The organism is Agromyces cerinus (genome assembly GCF_016907835.1).
Lineage (GTDB): Bacteria > Actinomycetota > Actinomycetes > Actinomycetales > Microbacteriaceae > Agromyces > Agromyces nitratus.
Window position 1 is genome coordinate 887,163 of record NZ_JAFBCT010000001.1, and the last position, 18,380, is coordinate 905,542.

Consider the following 18,380-nt stretch of genomic DNA (forward strand, 5'->3'; position numbering starts at 1 on the left):
GCCGGCGAACTCTGCTCCGTCGTCTCGCCCGCGAGGAACGCGGATCGGCGGTCGCGGAGTTCACGCTCGTCGGCATCCTGCTGACCGTGCTCGCGCTGGCGGTCATCCAGCTCGCGCTCGCCCTCCACGTGCGAAACACCGTGCTCGACGCCGCAGCTGAGGGCGCACGCCATGCCGCGCTCGCCGGATCGAGCGAGGAGGCGGGCATCGCGCGCACCCGAGAGCTCATCGGCATGGCCGTCTCAACTGACTACGCCGACGACATCGAAGCCGGCGTCAGCACGGTCGACGGTATCGGCATGGTCTCGGTGACGGTGCGCGCTCCGCTGCCCGTCATCGGACTCCTCGGTATCGACCGTGCACTGGAGGTGACCGGGCATGCTGCGCTCGAGACTCTCGAATGACGAGGGCTCCGCCTCGCTCGAGTTCCTGACGGTCGGCATGATTCTGCTCGTGCCGCTCGTCTACCTCGTGCTCGCGATGTCGGCGATCCAAGGCGGTGCCCTGGCCGTCGAGGGCGCAGCACGGCAGGCCGCGAGGGTCGCCGTGCAGGCGGTCGATGCGGGCTCAGCGGATGCCGCGGTGCAGCGTGCCGTGTTCGTCGCCCTCGACGACTACGGAGTCGATGCCGATGCGGCATCCGTCTCGGTGTCGTGCTCGCCGTCAGGCGACTGCCTGGCTCCGGGCGAGCGCGTGCGGGTCTCGGTGACCGCCAACGTGACCCTGCCGCTGGTGCCCGACGTGCTCGCGCTCCATCAGGCGGCGAGCGTGCCGCTCGAGGCGAGCGCGACGCAGACGGTCTCGCGCTTCGCCGCGGGCCGCGACGGTGCCGGGAGCGGCCCGTGATGCGCCGCAGTCGCTCATGCCCCGCGGCCGGCCCCGACTCCGACTCCGACTGGGACCGCGACGAGCATGGCTCCACGCTGCTGCTGACGATCTTCTACTGCGTGCTCGGGCTCTCGCTCATCATGGTCGTCGTGTCGGCGACCTCGCTCTACCTGGAACGGAAGCGACTGTTCACCCTCGCCGACGGTGCCGCGCTCGCCGCGGCCGAGGCATGGAGTCTCGACGACGTGCAGGTCGAGGGCGACCACCTCTCGCTGGAGCTCGACGACTCCGAGGTGGGCGATGCCGCCGATGCCTACCTCGCCGACGCGGTGCACGACCTGCACGATGTCGAGCTCGTGCGCGCGACATCCGCTGACGGCCAGAGCGCCACGATCACCGTGCGCGCGGTCTGGTACGCGCCCATCCACTCCGAACTGCTGCCGGTCTCGGTGCCGATCGAGGTGACGGCGACGGCGCGTTCTGTGTTCCACTAGTCGTGAGAAGCGAGGGGGGCGATTTGCGACGGATCAACGGTGACCGGTTCGGGCGATGGAGCCTGCGCATCGATGCCGCGTACTGCGCCGTGCTGGGAACGGCCGTGGCGGTGGGCGCCGGGTGGATCGCCCAAGGGGTCGCACTGCCCCCGCTCGTGATCGCTGCGGCAGGAGTCGCGGTGGTCGTCTGGGCGGGCGGCGTGCTGTGGATGCTCTCCCGATTGCCCCTGCGACGAGCGCTCGGCCTCGTCATGATCGCCAACGTGCTCGCCGCTCTCGCGGTCGGCCTCGTCTCGGGGGCTGCGGCATCCGTGCTGATCGTCGTCGCCGTGCTGGCAGTCGCCATCGACATCGCGCTGTTCGCCACGAGCCAGGCCGTCGCGTTGCGCGCGCTCCCGGCACGAGGCTGACACTCCGGTCGCGGTGTCGCCTCATGAGTTCCGCCGAACCGGCGACGTGCGATTGACTGGAGGCATGACCGTCGAGATCTCAGACCACTTCGCCCGCATCCTCTCCGCGCCCGTGTTCGCCCACCTCGGCACCGTGCGGCCGAACGGCGAGGTGCAGGTGAACCCCATGTGGTTCGAGTTCGACCCCGACACGCAGACGATCCGCTTCACGCACACGTCGAAGCGCGCGAAGTTCAAGAACCTCCAGGCCGACCCGCGCATGACGCTCGAGATGACCGACCCCGAGAACCCGCTCAAGTACGTCGAGGTGCGCGGCCGTCTCGTCGAGGCGCTGCCCGACCCCGAGGGCGCCATGTACGTGCGGCTCGGCAAGCGCTACGGCAACCCGCACGAGCAGGCGCCCGCCGACAAGGCCGACCGGGTCGTGCTCGTCATGGCGATCGAGAAGGTCAACGGGCGATGAGCGGTAGTGCTGGGCGCGGAGGCGGCAGCGGGTCGGGGCGGGCCGACGGCCGCCGCTACGCGTGGCTCGCGATCATCGCGGTCGTGCTCGCCGCGCTCGCGCTGCTGACCCCGGCGCTCGCCTCGCTGCCGCTGTCGGCGCTCGCCGTCGTGCTGGGGCTCCGCGGCCGGCGCGAGGTGAAGAAGGACCCGACCCTCGTGGCCGGGTGGCTGTGGATCGGCGCCGTGGCCGTCGGAGGCTTCGTGTTCCTCTTCCAGCTGATCCTCGTCGTGCTCTCGTACGGCGCGCCGGTGAGCTGAGCCGGCGTTTCAGCAGCGGCTGAGCCGGGCGCCGGCGCCTCAGCGCCGCCGGTGCGGCACGTAACGGGGAATCCACCGCCACAGCATCGCCGCGCCGACCAGCCCGAGCACGCCGACGGCGACATTCGCCGCCATGATCGACGCGATCGACGTCACCGCCGCGATCATGAGCGGTGCTCCGGCGCCGCCGGTGTCGCCGATCATGCGGAACGCGCCGAGGAACGGCGCGGGGTTCTGCTTCGGCGCGAGGTCGGCGCCGAGGGTCATGATGATGCCGCTCGTGACGCCGTTCGCGAGGCCGAGCCAGACGGCGATGACTGTGAACCAGACGGCGTTCGACGGCAGGTCGTGGGTGAACGCGAGCGCGATGTGCCCGACCGCCATGCCGAGCAGCCCGGGGATCGCACTCCAGAGCCGCCCGAAGCGGTCCATGATCTGCCCGCTCGCGTAGAAGAGCGCGAAGTCGATGGTGCCCGAGATGCCGATCACGAGGGCGGCCTGCTCGGCGGGCATGCCGATCGAGACCGACCAGAGCGGCAGCACGACCGTGCGGCTGACGCGCACCGCGGCGAGCAGCCCCACCCCGGTGCCGATGCGGGCGAGCACCCCGCGGTTCTCGCGGATCGCGCGGAACACGCTCGGCGACGACTCGGCCGCCGCCTCCGCCTCGCCAGCGGTGAGCGGGGCGCCCGAGGCATCCGTCGCCGTCGCGGCAGAAGCGGCGGATGCCTCGCGCGCGAGCCTCGCCGCACCGAACACGCGCTCGGGGTCGGGCAGCAGCACGAGCACGCCGATCACGGCGAAGCACGCCACGACGAGCACCCAGAAGACGGACTCGCTCGACCCGGTCGACGCGATGATCGCGGCGGCGGCGAACGGGCCGACGGCCCAGCCCGCTCGGAACACCCCGCCGAGCGTCGAGAGCGCCCGCGCCCGAGTGCGCACCGGCACGTAGCTCGTGAGGAACGCGTGCCGTGCGAGCCCGAACACGGCCGTCGCGAGGCCCAGGAGGAAGACGCCGATGGCGAGGGCGGGCAGCGTGGGGGAGACGATGGCGATGAGCACGCCGATGACGGCGAGCATCGCCGCCCCGATCATCGCGTTGCGTTCGCCGATGCGGGCGACGAGCCATCCGGCCGGCAGGTCGCCGGCGAGCTCGCCGACCATGAGCATCGCGGCGATGAGGCCGGCGAGAGCGAGCGAGGCGCCGCGCTCGGTCGCCACGAGCGGCACGATGGGGATCATCGCGCCCTCGCCGAGCGAGAAGACGAGGGTCGGCAGGTAGACCGGGAGGATGATCGAGCGCCACGAGAATCGGGGCGCGGAATCGGTCATCGATTCGACGCTACACCCGCGCGGGCGGTGCACCGTGCGGGCGGGGGACTCGCGTAGGCTGGGGACGCCATGTTGGATCTTGACCTCTCGCAGGAGATCGCCGCGCTGCGCTCCACCTTCAGCGACATCCGCGCAGTCGTCGACGTCGACGCCATCAAAGCCGACATCGAACGGCTCTCAGAAGAGGCCGGCGTGCCCGATCTCTGGGACGACACCGCGAATGCGCAGAAGGTGACCAGCGCGCTCAGCCACCGTCAGTCGGAGCTCGCCCGCGTCACGAGCATCGACTCGCGACTCGACGACCTCGAGGTGCTCATCGAGCTCGCCAACGAGATGGGCGACGAAGACAGCGCCGCAGAGGCCCGCACCGAGCTCGAGTCGTTGCAGAAGGCGATCGGCGACCTCGAGGTGCAGACGCTGCTCGACGGCGAATGGGACGACCGCCCCGCGGTCATCACCATCCGCGCGGGTGCCGGCGGCGTCGACGCCGCCGATTTCGCCGAGATGCTCATGCGCATGTACCTGCGCTGGGCTGAGAAGCACGGCTACAAGGCGACCGTCATGGACACGAGCTACGCCGAAGAAGCGGGCATCAAGTCGGCGACGTTCGAGATCGACGCGCCCTACGCCTTCGGCACCCTGAGCGTCGAGGCCGGCACGCACCGCCTCGTGCGCATGAGCCCCTTCGGTGCGGCGGGCAAGCGCCAGACGAGCTTCGCGGCCGTCGAGGTCATCCCGCTCATGGAGGAGGCGCAGGAGGTCGAGATCCCCGAGAACGACATCCGCGTCGACGTCTTCCGCTCGAGCGGCCCCGGCGGCCAGTCGGTCAACACGACCGACTCCGCCGTGCGCATCACGCACCTCCCGACCGGCACGGTCGTCTCGATGCAGAACGAGAAGTCGCAGATCCAGAACCGTGCCGCCGCCATGCGCGTGCTGCAGTCGCGGCTCCTCCTCATCCAGAAGGAGCAGGAGGCGGCGCAGAAGAAGGAGCTCGCGGGCAACATCACCGCGAGCTGGGGCGACCAGATGCGCTCCTACGTGCTCGCTCCGTACCAGATGGTGAAGGACCTCCGCACCGAGTACGAGGTCGGCAACCCGAGCCATGTCTTCGACGGCGACATCGACGGCTTCATCGCCGCCGGCATCAAGTGGCGGAAGCGCCCCACCGAGTAGACACCCGAACGAAGCGGATGCCTCCGGCCCCGGCCGGCCGAGCCGTGGGTTCGGGCGCCGTCAGACGCGCTCGGCCTCGACCGCTGCGGCGAGCGCCGCGGGCAGACCGCCGACGAGGGCTGCCAGTCCGAGGTCGAACGAGCGGTCGGCCGGCTGCACGCCCTGTGCCGCGGCCTTCACGCTCCGCAGTGCTTCGGCACGGCTGAAGTTCGGCGCGAGGGGTGCTGCGGTGCCCGGCGACATGATGTCGGCCGGTGCGAGCGTGTCGAGCGCCGAACCGATGATGAACGACTCGAGGGCGACGATCGCGTCGACGGCGCCGCCGACGGGCCAGCCCTCGGCCACGAATCGCCTCGTGATCGACTCGTAGTTCGCGACCGAGCGTTCCTGGCCGTCGATCGCCGTGGTTGCGAGTAGCGCGATGGCCGCGGGGTGGGTGGCGAACGCCGAACGATAGGAGTGCGCCCAGCGCAGCACCGCGTCGGACAGCGTCGTCTCAGGCGTGTCGAATCCCGACACGTCGAGCAGTTCGGCGACGCGGCCGCGCATGGCCCGCACGACATCGGCCTTGCCGCCGAAGTAGTGGTAGAGCGCCGGGGGATGCACCGAGAGCGAGCGGGCGAGCGCCGCCATCGTGAATCCGTCGGGTCCGGCGGTGCGGGCCAGTGCGAACGCCGCATCGACGATCTGCTCGGCGCTCAGCACCGGGGTGCGCGGACGGCCCGCGCTGCGCTTGGCCGGGGTGGGACTCACAGGACTCCTTCGAGGTGGTCGACGCGAGGGATTTGTCGATGAGCGTATTCGGGAGTAGCGTGTGCCCGAATTTAACCACATTAAATTTGGACCGCCGACGAAGGCGGACGAGAAAGCGGGCAGACGCATGCAACGGGTCGTCGCGGACACCATCCTCATCGGCGCGCGCGTGATCACGATGAATCCCCGCCGGCCCGAGGCCTCCGCCGTCGCGATCCGGGCCGGCCGCATCCTCGCGGTCGGCGATGCCGCCGACCTCGCCGACTACCGCGGACCCGCCACCGTGGTCGAAGACCTCGCCGGGGCATCCGTCACCCCAGGCCTCATCGACGCCCACATGCACCCCATCCAGGGCATCGAGCTCGCCGTGGGCATCGACTTCGGGGGAGTCCGCGACCCCGAGACCTTCCTGCGCATGCTCGCCGACGAGACGGCGCGCATCGCCGACGGCACGGCCGGCGGCTGGGTGCGCGGCTGGAACCTCGACTACGACCTCTTCACGAGCCTGCCGATGACCGCCGCCGCGATCGACGCGGCCACCGCCGGCGCCCCGGCGTTCCTGCTCTTCTTCGACGGGCACACCGCGCTCGCCAGCACCGAGGCGCTGCGCCGCTCGGGCATCACCGGCGCCCGCCGCTTCGGCGACACCTCCGAGATCGTCGTCGACGAGATCGGCCGGCCGACCGGATGCCTCCGCGAGGACTCGGCGTTCGACATCGTGCTGCGCACCGCCCCCGAGTACACGCGTGCAGAGACGCTCGACCGGGTGCGCGACATCCTCGGCGGCCTCGCGGCCTCAGGCATCACCGGCGGATGCATCATGGACGGCAACCCCGCGAACCTCGACCTGCTCGACGAGCTCGACGGCGGAGCATCCGCAGACCCCGAGGCGCCGAGCGGACTGCCCGTGCGCATCGTCTCGGCGATGGCGCACAATCCCGGCTACGACGAGGAGCGCACGCGCCACTACCTCGCGCAGCGCGACCGCAGCGGCAGGCGGTGGCGCGGCGGGCTCGTCAAGCTCTTCGCCGACGGCGTCATCGACACCGGCACCGGATGGCTCTACGAACCCGACACCCACGGTGACGGCGGCACCTCGTTCTGGGCCGACGCCGACGAGTTCGAACGTGTCGTGCACCGCTACGCGGAGGCCGGATTCCAGATCGCCACCCACGCGATCGGCGACCGGGCGATCGGCGAGACCATCGACGCCTACCTCGCCGCCGGCGTGCACTCGAACGGCACCGCCGCCCATCGCATCGAGCACCTCGAGCTCCTCGCCGACCGCGACCTCCGCCGCATGGCCCACGCCGGCATCACCGCGTCGGTGCAGCCCCTCCACATGCAGTGGCGGAAGGCCGACGGCTCCGACTTCTGGGCCGAACGCCTCGGCCCCGAGCGCGCCGCCCTCGGCTGGCGGGTGCGCGACATGATCGACGCCGGCGCCCCCGTGGCGCTCGGCTCCGACTGGCCCGTCGCGCAGACCGATGCGCGTATCGGGCTCGCCTGGGCGCGGCTCCGCCGCGAACCCGGCAACCGCGACGCCCCGGTGTTCGAGCCCGACCAGGTGCTCACGCCGTACGAGGCCCTACAGGGCTACACCGTCTGGGCCGCAGAGGCCCAGGGCGACCGCGATCTCGGCGTCATCGCGCCGGGGCACCGCGCCGACCTCGTCGTCTGGGCCGACAGCCCGCTCGACGTCGACGCGGACGAACTGCTGCACCTCCCCGTGCTGACGACGATCGTCGACGGGCAACCCGTGTTCGCGGCATCCGCCGCCTGACCCCCTTCGAATCAGAGGCAACCATGCAAGACGTCGGCGCGCTCGCGCTCCTCCCCGTCGTCATCATTCTCGTCGTGGCCGTGCTCACGCGGCGCACGCTCTTCGCGATGCTCTGCGGCACCCTCGCCGGAGCAGTGCTGCTCGGCGGCTGGGAGTTCTTCGACTCCTGGATCGGCTACCTCGGCACCGCCATGGCCGACGAGACCCTGCAGTGGCTCGTGCTCATCGTCGTGCTCTTCGGCATCCTGATCACGCTCTTCGAGCGCTCGGGCGCCGTGCGGGAGTTCGCCGCGTGGGCCGAGCGCTTCGTGAACTCGCGGCGCAAGTCGACCGTGCTGAGCTTCCTGCTCGGCATCGTGCTCTTCGTCGACGACTACCTGAACGTGCTCACCGTCGGCACCTCGATGAAGGCCGTGACCGACCGCTACAACGTGCCGCGCACCGAGCTCGGCACGATCATGAAGATGACGGCGGCGCCGATCGCCGTCATCGTGCCGTTCTCGACGTGGGCGCTGTTCTTCGCGGGCCTGCTCGAGGCGCAGGGCGTCACGGCCAACGGCTCGGGCTTCGGCGCCTACCTCCAGGCCATCCCGTTCATCTTCTTCGGCTGGATCGCGATCGCGATCGCGGCACTCGTCGCGTTCGGCTGGTTCCCGAAGCTCGGTGCCCTGAAGAAGGACATCGCACGAGCGGATGCCACGGGCGACGTGTTCCCCGTCGGCACCACCGCCGAGGAGCGCGACGCCGAGGGCGGCCTGCCCGTGAACGCCGAGGTCGGCGAGTTCGCCGTCTCGGGCGACGACGCCGAGCGCGCCGTGTCGTCGGCACCCGCTCCGACCGCCGCGGCAACGGCCGTCGCGACCCGCGCCCCCGAGTACGCGAAGCCGCGCCCGTGGAACTTCCTCGTGCCGATCGCGGTCATGATCGCCGTGACGATCCTCACCGACGTCAACGTGGTGAAGGGCACGGTCGCCGCGCTCCTCGTCGCGATGGTCATGTACCTCGTGCAGCGCCGCCTCAAGGTCAAGGCCGTGTTCGAGGCCGCGTTCGACGGCGTCGCGAGCATGATCTTCGTCATCGTGCTCACCGCGCTCGCCTTCATGGTGCAGCACATGAACATCGACCTGCACCTCGCCGACTGGGTGATCGAGACGACCCAGCCGGTCATGAACGGGGCGCTGCTGCCCGCGATGGTCTTCCTCGTCTGCGGCGTCTACGCCTACGCGACCGGCTCGTTCTGGGACCTCGCCGCCGTCATCACGCCGATCGTGATCCCGCTGGCCTTCGCGATGGACGTGAACCCGATCATCGCGGGCGCCGCGGTGTTCTCGGGTGCAGCGCTCGGCTCGACCACGTGCCTCTACGGCGACGGCATCATCCTCGCGTCGCGGTCGACCGGCATCAAGCCGCTGAACCTCATGACGGCGATCCTGCCGTACGCGGGCATCGCGGCGGCGGCGTCGCTCGTGCTCTACCTGATCGTCGGATTCGCCGGCATCTAGAGCCGGTCGTCCCGATTCCCGTGGGCGGCGACCCGGATTCCCGGTGTCGCTGCCCACTTTTGCCTGCCCCTTCCTTAGGCTCGATTCCGATGATCCGCTTCGACTCCGTCACCAAGACCTACCCCGGCCAGGCGAGGCCCGCCCTCAACGACATCGGGGTCGAGATCCTCCGCGGGGAGTTCGTCTTCCTCGTCGGCGCCTCCGGCTCCGGCAAGTCGAGCTTCCTCCGGCTCATCCTCAAGGAGGAGAAGCCGTCGAAGGGCGCCATCCACGTGCTCGGCCAGGACCTCGGCTCGATCTCGACGCGCAAGGTGCCCTACTTCCGGCGCGACCTCGGCGTCGTCTTCCAGGACTTCCGGCTGCTGCCGAACAAGTCCGTCTACGAGAACGTGGCGTTCACGCTGCGCGTCATCGGCAAGTCGCGGGGCTACGTGCAGTCGGCGGTGCCCGAGACGCTGAAGCTCGTCGGACTCGACGGCAAGGGCAAGCGCATGCCGCACGAGCTCTCGGGCGGTGAACAGCAGCGCGTCGCGATCGCGAGGGCGATCGTGAACAAGCCGCAGATCCTGCTCGCCGACGAGCCGACCGGCAACCTCGACCCCGTGACGAGCGCGGGCATCATGACCCTGCTCGAACGCATCAACGCGAGCGGCACGACGATCGTCATGGCGACCCACGAGGCCGGCATCGTCGACCAGATGCGCCGCCGCGTCATCGAACTCTCGGCCGGCGACATCGTGAGAGACGAGCGCAGCGCCGGATACGACGGACAGACGGTGCGCGACGTCGAGGTCGTGCCTCACCGGGAGTCCGGCGAGCCGGGGGAGCCGGGCGCGCCCGATCCGTCGGACACGACGGCCGACTCCGACACGCCCGCCGCTGCCCCCGTCGTCACCGCGGCGGCACCGAAGGTCACCCCCGAGGGCATGCGCGATGCCGAACCGCTCTACGTCGAGCCCGAGGCGACCGACGCCGTGACCGATGCCGCAGCCGAGATCACGGCAGCCGCGACGGGCACGATCCAGGTCGACCCCGAGCAGCTGAAGCCCAAGACGAAGGATGCCGCTGCGGCATCCGAACACCTGACCCTCGCCGAACGCCTCGGGCTCCGGGCCCCGGGAGGCCCCCGGGAAGGCGACGACGACCAGGAAGTGGGGCCGACGAAATGAGGCTCGGTCTCGTACTCGCCGAGGCGGCGAACGGCCTTCGCCGCAACGCCTCGATGGTGGTCTCCGTCGTGCTCGTCACGTTCATCTCGCTGACCTTCGTCGGCACCGCGGCACTGCTGCAGCTGCAGATCGGCCAGATGAAGAACTACTGGTACGACCGGGCGCAGGTCGCCGTCTACCTCTGCACGAGCGTGTCGACGACCGCCGGGTGCACCGACGGCGAGGCGACCGAGGAGCAGAAGGCGGCGATCGAGGAGCAGCTCTCCTCCGACACCCTCTCGAAGTACATCGACGAGTTCTACTTCGAAGACCACGATCAGGCCTTCGCGAACTTCCAGGAGCAGTTCAAGGGCACCCCTGCCGCTGACTACGTGACGCCCGAGGTGCTGAACGAGACGTTCTGGGTGAACCTCGTCGACCCGTCCCAGGCGGCGGTGCTCGTCGAGAGCTTCGCGGGCATGGCGGGCGTCGAGGGCGTCGTCGACCAACGCCGCTACCTCGACCAGATCTTCGACGTGCTGAACGCGGCGAGCTACACCGCGATCACGGTCGCCGCCATCATGCTCGTCGCGGCGGCGCTGCTCATCGCGACGACCATCAGGCTCTCCGCCTTCTCACGACGGCGAGAACTCGGCATCATGCGCCTGGTCGGGGCGTCCAACCGGTTCATCCAGACGCCGTTCATCCTCGAGGGGGTGTTCGCAGGACTCATCGGCTCCCTGCTGGCAGGCGGCGCCGTGGTGGCGATCGTGGTCTTCTTCGTGCAGGGCTACCTCGCCGACAACCTCTCGTTCACGTTCGTCGACCTCTCCGACGCGCTGCTCGTGGTGCCGTTGCTGATCCTCGTCGGTGTCGTGCTCGCCGCGGTCTCGGCCGGCATCGCGATCACGAGATACCTGAAGGTCTGATCGGCCGGGTTTCGACACGCCCGGGCGCGAGCAGCTAGACTGAACGGCTGCTCCGGATGCCCCGGGGCATCCGCTATTCGAAGCAAGGAGCCGCTCGTGCCCAGGGAGACCGGTCAGAAGGTCGTGGCGACCAACCGCAAGGCGCGCCACGACTACACGATCGAGGACACCTACGAGGCCGGCCTCGTGCTCACCGGCACCGAGGTGAAGTCGCTCCGCGAGGGTCGCGCGTCGCTCGTCGACGGCTACGCCTTCATCGAGGGTGGCGAGATGTGGCTCGACGCCGTGCACATCCCCGAGTACACCGAGGGCACGTGGAACAACCACGCGCCGCGTCGCAAGCGCAAGCTCCTGCTGCACAAGCAGGAGATCGTGAAGATCAGCCACCGCACGAGCCAGGGCGGTTACACCCTCGTGCCCCTGCAGATCTACTTCTCGGGCGGGCGCGCGAAGGTCGAGATCGCGGTCGCGAAGGGCAAGCGCGAGTACGACAAGCGCCACGCGCTGCGCGAGCGCCAGGACAAGCGCGAGGCCGATCGCGCCATGGCGAGCCGGAAGAACCTCGGCGACTGAGCTCGGCGCCGAGCACCGGTTCGTGCGCTGCTCCCGGCTCTGAGAGCGCGTCGGAGAGCCCGTGTAGGCTCGGCACGATGGAGACCTCGACGCGCATTCCGGTTCCCGGTACCTACAACTTCCGCGACGTCGGCGGGCTGCCGGCACGGAACGGCACCGTCCGCGACGGCGTGCTCTACCGGTCCGACGGCCTCGCCCGTCTCGGCGAGGCCGGCCAGGAGCGGCTCCGCGACCTCGGCGTCGGCATCGTCATCGACCTGCGCGACGAGCGGGAGGTCGCGGCCTTGCCCGACGACCTCGGCGACCTCGACGTCGAGGTGCTGCGGCTGCCGGTCTTCGAGGGCTCGGGTGCGTCGCAGGGCATGGCGGGCATCTCGCTCGAGGCGCTCTACGAGCGCATCGTGACCCAGCACACCTCCGTCGTGGTCGATGCCCTGCGCGAGATCTCGATCGCCGGCGACCGTGCCGTCGTCGTGCACTGCACCGCGGGCAAGGATCGCACGGGCATCGTCATCGCCCTCGCGCTGCTCGCGGTCGGCGTCGACCGGGAGTCCGTCGTGGCCGACTACGCCTCGACCGAGGCCAATCTCGCCGGCGAGTGGCTCGAGGGCATGATCACGCGCATGGCGGGCTACGGGGTGCCCGACTCGCCCGCGCTGCGCACGCTCCTGGGCGGCAGCCCGCGCGAGGCGCTCGACGACGTCATCGAACTCGTCGAACGCGACCACGGTTCGGTGCGCGAGTATCTCCTCGCGTCGGGTCTCGAGCTCAGCGCACTCGCCGAGCTCGAGAACCTGCTCGTCGAGCCCGCCTGAGCCTTCGCAGCTCAGACGGCCTCGACGTACGCTCACACCGCGTCGGCGGTGAACCTCGCCTCGACGGAGGCCGTGATCACGAGCAGTGCGGGCGTGAACTCCGAGGGTCCGCCGCCACCGCCCGACATGTCGGCCGACGCGCGCATCGCGAACATCCGCTCGCCCCCGCCGCTCGGCGGCACCGGCTGCGCGGTGAGCAGGCCGGTGTCGGCGAGCTCGACGGGCGTCGGCGTGCCGAGACCGAGTGCTGCTGCGTAGACGGCGGCCTTCGCGACCGCATCGGCGACGGCGCCCTGCTGCGCGGCCTCCTGAGTGCGCTTGCGCGTGGCATCCGTCAGTCGCCAGTCGATGCCGCCGACCGAGACCCGACCGTTGACGGAGACCGCGCTGACCCACTCGCCGAGCTTGGCGAGGTCGGTGAAGACGACCTCGACGTCGGCGTTCACCTGATGCACGACGGGCAACTGCTTGCCCTCGTTGTTCCAAGGGCGGTGCGAGGAGATCTGCAGCTGTCCGGCCGACCACGTGTCGAGTGCGCCGGAGTCATCGAGTCCCTGCACGGCGGCGATGAGCGCGTCGCGGGATTCGGTCGTGCGCGCGAGCGTCGCGTCGCGTTCGGCTCCGGAGGCGCTCACGGTGAGGGAGACGGCTCCGAGCTCGGGAGCGATGCGTTCTTCGGCGGTGCCGCGCACGGCGATGACGGTAGCCACATGGACCTCCAGGTGAATCCGCTCGGGAATGGCGGAGCGGCCGCGCCTGTTCTAGACTGTAAGGCCGGGTACTCACCGTTTCAACGATGGGCACCCGGGGTTTGGGCTCGTGCTCATTGAAAACTCCACAGTGCGACAACGGCCCGCCAGGCTGCATGCCCAGTTCCGACTGGGCGATCGGTCACGGCGATGCATGGGGATGATCGGTTTCGACATCGTCTGCGAACCCACGAGAAGCGGGCCGAGGATCCAGGGTTATCTCGTAAACGATCTCTGGAAAACAATAAGTGCCAATGCAAAGCGCACTGACTTCGCTCTCGCTGCATAAGCGAGCCCGATAGTCCGTCAGCCCGCGGGTCTGTTCCCGCCCCGGTAGCTGGCGTCATCTAGGGAACTTGCTGCGTGTCGTCGCCTGAGCGACACGCGGGACTTCATCAGGCTGGGCCTGTCGACCTAGACGCCTGTGGCAAAGGTCGGGGCCGAGTAGAACGCTTGCACAGGCTGCGCCCGGAGAAGGCGTGGAATCACAGCGATGGACGGGGGTTCAATTCCCCCCATCTCCACCATCGGCCGTTGTCGCACAGTGTGGTTCGGAAGCCCGGCACCGTGATTCACGGGGCCGGGCTTCTCTGTTGCACGGTTCGTGGCGAGGCGTCGCCGAGCCTGCCCGAGCGATCAGGTGCGAGCGGCGTCGCGAATGAGCTCCGTCAACCGCTGCACGGCGGGATGGGTGCGCATCGACCGCTTGACCCGGAGCATGATGCGCCGCCGCACGTCGAGGTCGTCGACGGCGAGCATCGCGACCCCGTCGGGGAGTCGGATGGCTCCGAGCCTCGGCAGCACCGTGATGCCGACGCCGGCGGCGACGTAGTCGAAGCCGGTCGCGTAGTCGGGAGCGTCCAGGCGGAACCGCGGGGCGAAGCCGCGGGCGGCGCAGGCGGACAGGATGATCTCCCGGCACGGTCCTCGGGCGTCGTCGTTGTCGATCCACGGTTCGTCGGCGAGCTCGAGCAGGGTCACCGACTCCCGGTGGGCGAGCGGATGCCCCGGTGGCACGACGGCGACGTACCCTTCGGTGCGCAGCGGCTCGACGTCGTAGCCGTCGGCGACTCCGTCGGCGACGGCCGGGTCGCGATCGCCGCGCACCGACTCGGCGACGTAGAGCTCGACATCGGGTTCGCCGGTGAGTTGCCCGTGCCGCTCGACGAGGGAGAGCTCGAGGCGCAGGTCGGGGAACTCGGCCAGCATCGTCGCGGCGATCGCGGGCATCCACGCGCGATTCGAGGAGGAGAAGCAGCTGATGCGGAGGGTGCCGCTGCGACCGGAGCGCAGGTCGTCGGCCAGCGAGTCGAAGTCGGCGAGCTGGTCGAGTACGCGGGTGGCGCGATCCGCGACGGCGATGCCGGCCGCGGTCGGCACGATGCCGCGGCCGCGCTTCTCGATGAGCGTCAGCCCCGTCTCGCGCTGCAGCGTGCTGACGTGCTGGCTGACGGCCGATGGGGTGTACCCGAGTCGTGCGGCGGCGCGGTTGATCGAGCCGGTCTGCACGACCGCGCGGAACACCCGGAGTCGATGCGGATCCACCATTCCACGATCGTACAGTTCTGCTGAATGATTCGGAAGGATCGTTCGCTTGTACTGAGGTGAGCGCGGCCCCAGCATGGATTCATGCGACTGCCCTCGACCACCGCGCCCGACTCGACGAAGGCCGCGACGGCTCCGGATCCGATCGGCTGGAAGGTGCTTGCCGCGATGATCGTGGTGCTCGTGCTGTGGGCCTCGGCGTTCATCGCGATCCGGGCGGTCGGCGACACGATCTCACCGGGGCCGCTCGCGCTCGGCCGACAGCTCGTCGGCGCCGTGGTGCTCGTGGCCATCGCCGCGTGGCGGCGGCCGCCGCTGCCCGGCCCGCGCGCCCTCGTGCTCATCGCGGTCTACGGGGTCCTCTGGTTCGCGGGATACACCCTGGTGCTCAACATGGCGGAACGTCACCTCGACGCCGGCACGGTCGCGATGCTCGTGAACATCGCACCGTTGCTCGTGGCCCTCGCCGCCGGGGTGCTGCTGAAGGAGGGCTTTCCGCGACCGCTCATGGTCGGCATCGCGATCGCCTTCGCCGGCGTCGTGATCATCGCGACCGGCGGAATCGGGGCCGACAGCGAGCCGATCGGCATCGTCCTCGGCATCCTCGCCGCGATGCTCTACGCATCGGGGGTGCTCGTGCAGAAGGTCGCGCTGCGTTCGTCGGACGCCCTGAGCGCGACCTGGATCGGCTGCGTGGTCGGCGCGCTGGTGCTGCTGCCGTTCCTGCCGCAGACCGTCGTCGAGCTCTCGGATGCCCCGGCTCCCGCCGTGCTCGCGGTGATCTACCTCGGGGTGGGGCCGTCGGCCGTGGCGTTCCTGCTCTGGGCGTACGTGCTGAAGCGCAGCTCGGCAGGCGCCACGGCGTCGGCGACACTGGCGGTGCCGGCAATCGTCGTGCTGCTCTCGTGGTTGCTGCTCGGCGAGCTGCCCACCCTGCTCGGCCTGATCGGCGGAGCGCTCTGCCTGGCCGGTGTGGCGTGGAGCCGCCGGAGGCCGCGCACGACGACCTGACCACGCGCCGGCACGAGGATGCCGTGTGACGACGCCCGACGGCGCGCCACGCGGCATCCGTCGATCAGCGGGCCGCGCCCTCGAGCGTGCCGGTGACCTGGCCGGCCGGGTCGTAGATCACGCAGGAGACGACACGGTCGTCCATCTGCTCCCAGCTCTCCTTCGAGGGACGGTAGGCGTAGAAGGCGAGCGTCGACACGTCGTAGGCCATGCCGACGAAGGGCTCGAACTGCGCGAGGCAGGCATCGTCGGACTGCGACTGGATGGCGTCGTCGCCGGGGTACTCGTCGCCCTCGAGCGTCAGGTCGAAGAACACCTCTTCGTCGTGCGGCTGGTCGCACGGCACGACGGGCACCTCGGAGACGACCTCTTCGCTGACCTCGTTCATGCAGTCGCCGACCATGAGGGCGAAGACATCGGCGTCACCCTCCTCGACGATCTCCTGCGTGGTCTCGTCGCGCTCGGGCTGCGGTGCGTTGCCGCCGGCGAGGTTGCTGATCAGGCCGCACCCGCTCAGCGGGATCACGACGGCGACCGCGGCGACGGAGACGAGTGCGCGCGTCAGTGTGCGACGCATGGTGGTATTCAAGGGGTAGGGCCTCTCGATTCGGGTGAGGATGATCGCGAGGGGACTCGGATCGACCGGCGCCCCCGCCCCATCCGGTTGATTTCGAGGTCAGCCTAGCGGCAGGGTACGACGCGCCGCACGTCATCAGCGCAGATGCGGCAGCACCTCTGCGGCGATGAGTTCGAGGTGGTCGAGATCGCGCAGGTCGACGAGCTGGAGGTACACGCGGTCGGCGCCGAGATCCCGCAGTCGCAGGAGCTTCTCCACGGCGGCCGCCGTGGTTCCGGCGATGTTGACGTCGGCGAAGGTCGCCGGGTCCTCGTCGATGGCCGCGAGGCGTCGCCGGTAGTCGGCATCGGAGTTCGCGACGACGGTCGGCAGGGCGACGCTCGTGCGGATGGAGGCGGGGTCGCGATCGATGTCCTCGCAGGCCTGGCGCACCCGGCCGAACATCTCGGCGACCACGGTCTCGTCGCGGAACCCGATGTTGAACTCGCTCGCGAATCGGGCGGCGATCGCCGGGGTGCGCTTCGGACCCGAACCGCCGACGATGATCGGCACGCTCGCCTGCGCGGGCTTCGGCAGCGCCGGCGAGTGCACGAGCCGGTAGTGCTCGCCGGCGAAGTCGTAGTGCTCGCCGACCGGTGTCGACCAGAGCCCGGTCACCACCTCGAGCTGCTCCTCGAGCAGTCCGAAGCGCTTGGCCGGGAAGGGGATGCCGTAGGCCTCGTGCTCCTCGGCGAACCATCCGGTGCCGAGGCCGAGCTCGACCCGGCCGCCCGACATGTCATCGACCTGGGCGACCTGGATCGCGAGCACCGACGGGTGCCGGAACGTCGCCGAGGAGACGAGCGTGCCGAGTCGGATGCGCCGGGTCTCGCGGGCGAGGCCGGCGAGGGTGGTCCATGCGTCGGTCGGGCCGGGCAGGGGATCGGCGTCGTCCATCGCCAGATAGTGGTCGGAGCGGAACCAGCCGTCGAAGCCGAGCCGCTCGGTCGCCGTCGCCTGTGCGAGCTGGTCGGTGTAGCTCGCGCCCTGCTGGGGCTCGGTGAAGATGCAGACCTCCACGCCCGCCGCCTACGCCTCGTCGGCGAGTGCCGCGAGCACCTCGTCGTGGAGGGCGCCGTTCGTCGCGAGCGCGTTGCCGCTCCACGGCCCGGGCGTGCCGGTCACCGAGCTGAAACGACCGCCGGCCTCCTCGACGATGGGGATGAGCGCCGCGAGGTCGTACGGCTTGACGTCGAATTCGGCCGTGATGTCGATGAGACCCTCGGCGAGCAGCATGTACGACCACAGGTCGCCGTAGGCGCGGTCGCGCCAGACGCGCTCGGAGAGCGCGAGCAGGCGGTCGAGGTAGCCGGCATCGCGCCACTGGGCGAGGCTCTGGAAGCTCAGCGAGGCATCGGCGAGCGAGGCGACGCCCGAGACCTGCAGGCGCCGGGCTCCGGGCACGGATGCCTCGCCGCCCGCGGCCTCGGCCGTGCTGGACTCGCTCGTGCCGTCTTCGCTCGCGCCGGCCTCAGCCGCCGAGGTCGTGGTCCAGGCGCCGAGACCCGTCGCCGCCCACCAGCGCCGGCCCATGGCCGGTGCCGACGCCACGCCGACGACGGGCACGCCGTCGATCGCGAGGGAGATGAGCGTGCCCCAGACCGGAACGCCGCGGAGGAAGTTGGCGGTGCCGTCGATCGGGTCGATGATCCACTGCCGTGCCCCGTCGCCCTCCGTTCCGAACTCCTCGCCGAGGATGCCGTCGTCGGGCCGGGCCGCCGCGATGCGCTCGCGGATCGCCCGCTCGACGGCGAGGTCCGCCTCGGTCACGGGGGAGCGGTCGGGCTTCGTCTGCACGTCGAGGTCGATGGCGCGGAATCGTGCGATCGAGACGGCGTCGGCCAGTTCGGCCAGTTCGAGCGCGAGCGCGAGGTCGGAGGTGAGCTGGGAGGCGGAAGCGGCGGTCACGACGATCAGGCTATCGCGGGCGGTCATCGGGTGCGGACGGCGG

At 70.2% G+C, this 18,380-nt stretch carries 21 protein-coding genes and 1 other RNA gene; 15 read left to right on the forward strand and 7 right to left on the reverse strand.

Annotation, left to right across the window (positions count from 1 at the left end):
* Nucleotides 1–11: 11 nt before the first annotated feature.
* The 6 genes from JOE59_RS04010 (at nt 12) to JOE59_RS04035 (ending at nt 2,494) form a co-directional block, all read left to right on the forward strand.
* The gene (locus JOE59_RS04010; protein ID WP_204463245.1) at nt 12–404 is read left to right on the forward strand and encodes a TadE/TadG family type IV pilus assembly protein; all 393 of its coding nucleotides are present in this window, start codon (nt 12–14) and stop codon (nt 402–404) included.
* Entirely contained in the window at nt 379–846 is a 468-nt protein-coding gene (locus tag JOE59_RS04015; protein ID WP_204459040.1) for a hypothetical protein, read from the forward strand. The genes JOE59_RS04010 and JOE59_RS04015 overlap by 26 nt, the downstream gene beginning before the upstream one ends.
* Complete coding sequence (locus JOE59_RS04020; RefSeq protein WP_204463246.1) at nt 846–1,322, forward strand: pilus assembly protein TadG-related protein; 477 nt, start codon at nt 846–848, stop codon at nt 1,320–1,322. Before JOE59_RS04015 ends, JOE59_RS04020 begins: the two co-directional genes overlap by 1 nt.
* Nucleotides 1,323–1,345: 23 nt before the next feature.
* Nucleotides 1,346–1,732, forward strand: coding sequence for a hypothetical protein (locus tag JOE59_RS04025; RefSeq protein WP_204459041.1), 387 nt, complete (start codon nt 1,346–1,348; stop codon nt 1,730–1,732).
* A 64-nt stretch (nt 1,733–1,796) separates the two neighbouring features.
* Nucleotides 1,797–2,195, forward strand: a complete 399-nt coding sequence (locus JOE59_RS04030) for a PPOX class F420-dependent oxidoreductase (RefSeq protein ID WP_204459042.1) — start codon at nt 1,797–1,799, stop codon at nt 2,193–2,195.
* A complete protein-coding gene (locus tag JOE59_RS04035; protein ID WP_204459043.1) occupies nt 2,192–2,494 on the forward strand; it encodes a hypothetical protein in 303 nt (100 codons plus the stop codon). The genes JOE59_RS04030 and JOE59_RS04035 overlap by 4 nt, the downstream gene beginning before the upstream one ends.
* Before the next feature lie 39 nt (nt 2,495–2,533).
* Here the strand turns inward: JOE59_RS04035 and JOE59_RS04040 are convergent, their stop codons facing one another.
* The gene (locus JOE59_RS04040; protein WP_204459044.1) at nt 2,534–3,829 is read right to left on the reverse strand and encodes an MFS transporter; all 1,296 of its coding nucleotides are present in this window, start codon (nt 3,827–3,829) and stop codon (nt 2,534–2,536) included.
* A gap of 69 nt (nt 3,830–3,898) precedes the next feature.
* Here JOE59_RS04040 and prfB point away from each other — a divergent pair, with 69 nt between their 5' ends.
* Nucleotides 3,899–5,005, forward strand: a complete 1,107-nt coding sequence (gene prfB, locus JOE59_RS04045; protein ID WP_204459045.1) for a peptide chain release factor 2 — start codon at nt 3,899–3,901, stop codon at nt 5,003–5,005.
* Nucleotides 5,006–5,065: 60 nt separating this feature from the next.
* On the opposite strand, the gene JOE59_RS04050 is transcribed toward prfB, so the two are convergent.
* Nucleotides 5,066–5,758, reverse strand: a complete 693-nt coding sequence (locus JOE59_RS04050; RefSeq protein ID WP_204459046.1) for a TetR/AcrR family transcriptional regulator — start codon at nt 5,756–5,758, stop codon at nt 5,066–5,068.
* Between the two features lie 127 nt (nt 5,759–5,885).
* Between JOE59_RS04050 and JOE59_RS04055 the strand changes: the two genes are divergently transcribed.
* The 6 genes from JOE59_RS04055 (at nt 5,886) to JOE59_RS04080 (ending at nt 12,508) form a co-directional block, all read left to right on the forward strand.
* Nucleotides 5,886–7,541: an amidohydrolase gene (locus JOE59_RS04055; RefSeq protein WP_204459047.1), complete on the forward strand. Its 1,656-nt coding sequence runs from the start codon at nt 5,886–5,888 to the stop codon at nt 7,539–7,541.
* Between the two features lie 23 nt (nt 7,542–7,564).
* Complete coding sequence (locus tag JOE59_RS04060; RefSeq protein ID WP_204459048.1) at nt 7,565–9,043, forward strand: Na+/H+ antiporter NhaC family protein; 1,479 nt, start codon at nt 7,565–7,567, stop codon at nt 9,041–9,043.
* An 89-nt stretch (nt 9,044–9,132) separates the two neighbouring features.
* A complete protein-coding gene (gene ftsE / locus JOE59_RS04065) occupies nt 9,133–10,212 on the forward strand; it encodes a cell division ATP-binding protein FtsE (protein ID WP_204459049.1) in 1,080 nt (359 codons plus the stop codon).
* Nucleotides 10,209–11,120 carry a permease-like cell division protein FtsX gene (ftsX, locus tag JOE59_RS04070; protein ID WP_204459050.1) on the forward strand — a complete coding sequence of 304 codons (912 nt, stop codon included), beginning with the start codon at nt 10,209–10,211 and terminating at the stop codon, nt 11,118–11,120. The genes ftsE and ftsX overlap by 4 nt, the downstream gene beginning before the upstream one ends.
* A 96-nt stretch (nt 11,121–11,216) precedes the next feature.
* Nucleotides 11,217–11,693, forward strand: coding sequence for an SsrA-binding protein SmpB (gene smpB / locus JOE59_RS04075; protein ID WP_056655819.1), 477 nt, complete (start codon nt 11,217–11,219; stop codon nt 11,691–11,693).
* Nucleotides 11,694–11,770: 77 nt separating this feature from the next.
* Nucleotides 11,771–12,508: a tyrosine-protein phosphatase gene (locus tag JOE59_RS04080; RefSeq protein ID WP_204459051.1), complete on the forward strand. Its 738-nt coding sequence runs from the start codon at nt 11,771–11,773 to the stop codon at nt 12,506–12,508.
* Between the two features lie 32 nt (nt 12,509–12,540).
* On the opposite strand, the gene JOE59_RS04085 is transcribed toward JOE59_RS04080, so the two are convergent.
* Nucleotides 12,541–13,218 (reverse strand): SIMPL domain-containing protein, encoded by a 678-nt coding sequence (locus tag JOE59_RS04085; protein ID WP_204459052.1) that lies wholly within the window; start codon nt 13,216–13,218, stop codon nt 12,541–12,543.
* Between the two features lie 195 nt (nt 13,219–13,413).
* On the opposite strand from JOE59_RS04085, the gene ssrA reads away from it, so the two are divergent.
* Nucleotides 13,414–13,784: a transfer-messenger RNA gene (ssrA, locus tag JOE59_RS04090) on the forward strand.
* A gap of 109 nt (nt 13,785–13,893) precedes the next feature.
* On the opposite strand, the gene JOE59_RS04095 is transcribed toward ssrA, so the two are convergent.
* Nucleotides 13,894–14,805 (reverse strand): LysR family transcriptional regulator, encoded by a 912-nt coding sequence (locus JOE59_RS04095; protein WP_204459053.1) that lies wholly within the window; start codon nt 14,803–14,805, stop codon nt 13,894–13,896.
* A gap of 81 nt (nt 14,806–14,886) precedes the next feature.
* On the opposite strand from JOE59_RS04095, the gene JOE59_RS04100 reads away from it, so the two are divergent.
* The gene (locus JOE59_RS04100) at nt 14,887–15,813 is read left to right on the forward strand and encodes a DMT family transporter (protein ID WP_204459054.1); all 927 of its coding nucleotides are present in this window, start codon (nt 14,887–14,889) and stop codon (nt 15,811–15,813) included.
* 64 nt (nt 15,814–15,877) lie between these two features.
* On the opposite strand, the gene JOE59_RS04105 is transcribed toward JOE59_RS04100, so the two are convergent.
* The 3 genes from JOE59_RS04105 to JOE59_RS04115 form a co-directional block, all read right to left on the reverse strand.
* The gene (locus JOE59_RS04105) at nt 15,878–16,390 is read right to left on the reverse strand and encodes a septum formation family protein (RefSeq protein ID WP_204459055.1); all 513 of its coding nucleotides are present in this window, start codon (nt 16,388–16,390) and stop codon (nt 15,878–15,880) included.
* Between the two features lie 135 nt (nt 16,391–16,525).
* A complete protein-coding gene (locus JOE59_RS04110) occupies nt 16,526–17,449 on the reverse strand; it encodes an LLM class F420-dependent oxidoreductase (RefSeq protein WP_204459056.1) in 924 nt (307 codons plus the stop codon).
* A 9-nt stretch (nt 17,450–17,458) separates the two neighbouring features.
* Entirely contained in the window at nt 17,459–18,364 is a 906-nt protein-coding gene (locus JOE59_RS04115) for an inositol monophosphatase family protein (RefSeq protein WP_204459057.1), read from the reverse strand.
* Between the last annotated feature and the right edge of the window lie 16 nt (nt 18,365–18,380).

Coding starts and splice junctions, on each gene's coding strand:
- JOE59_RS04015 (WP_204459040.1), top strand. CDS start 379: ATGCTGCGCTCGAGACTCTCGAATGACGAGGGCTCCGCCTCGCTCGAG.
- JOE59_RS04020 (WP_204463246.1), top strand. CDS start 846: ATGCGCCGCAGTCGCTCATGCCCCGCGGCCGGCCCCGACTCCGACTCC.
- JOE59_RS04030 (WP_204459042.1), top strand. CDS start 1,797: ATGACCGTCGAGATCTCAGACCACTTCGCCCGCATCCTCTCCGCGCCC.
- JOE59_RS04035 (WP_204459043.1), top strand. CDS start 2,192: ATGAGCGGTAGTGCTGGGCGCGGAGGCGGCAGCGGGTCGGGGCGGGCC.
- JOE59_RS04040 (WP_204459044.1), bottom strand. CDS start 3,829: ATGACCGATTCCGCGCCCCGATTCTCGTGGCGCTCGATCATCCTCCCG.
- prfB (WP_204459045.1), top strand. CDS start 3,899: ATGTTGGATCTTGACCTCTCGCAGGAGATCGCCGCGCTGCGCTCCACC.
- JOE59_RS04055 (WP_204459047.1), top strand. CDS start 5,886: ATGCAACGGGTCGTCGCGGACACCATCCTCATCGGCGCGCGCGTGATC.
- JOE59_RS04060 (WP_204459048.1), top strand. CDS start 7,565: ATGCAAGACGTCGGCGCGCTCGCGCTCCTCCCCGTCGTCATCATTCTC.
- ftsE (WP_204459049.1), top strand. CDS start 9,133: ATGATCCGCTTCGACTCCGTCACCAAGACCTACCCCGGCCAGGCGAGG.
- ftsX (WP_204459050.1), top strand. CDS start 10,209: ATGAGGCTCGGTCTCGTACTCGCCGAGGCGGCGAACGGCCTTCGCCGC.
- JOE59_RS04080 (WP_204459051.1), top strand. CDS start 11,771: ATGGAGACCTCGACGCGCATTCCGGTTCCCGGTACCTACAACTTCCGC.
- JOE59_RS04095 (WP_204459053.1), bottom strand. CDS start 14,805: ATGGTGGATCCGCATCGACTCCGGGTGTTCCGCGCGGTCGTGCAGACC.
- JOE59_RS04100 (WP_204459054.1), top strand. CDS start 14,887: ATGCGACTGCCCTCGACCACCGCGCCCGACTCGACGAAGGCCGCGACG.
- JOE59_RS04105 (WP_204459055.1), bottom strand. CDS start 16,390: ATGCGTCGCACACTGACGCGCGCACTCGTCTCCGTCGCCGCGGTCGCC.
- JOE59_RS04115 (WP_204459057.1), bottom strand. CDS start 18,364: ATGACCGCCCGCGATAGCCTGATCGTCGTGACCGCCGCTTCCGCCTCC.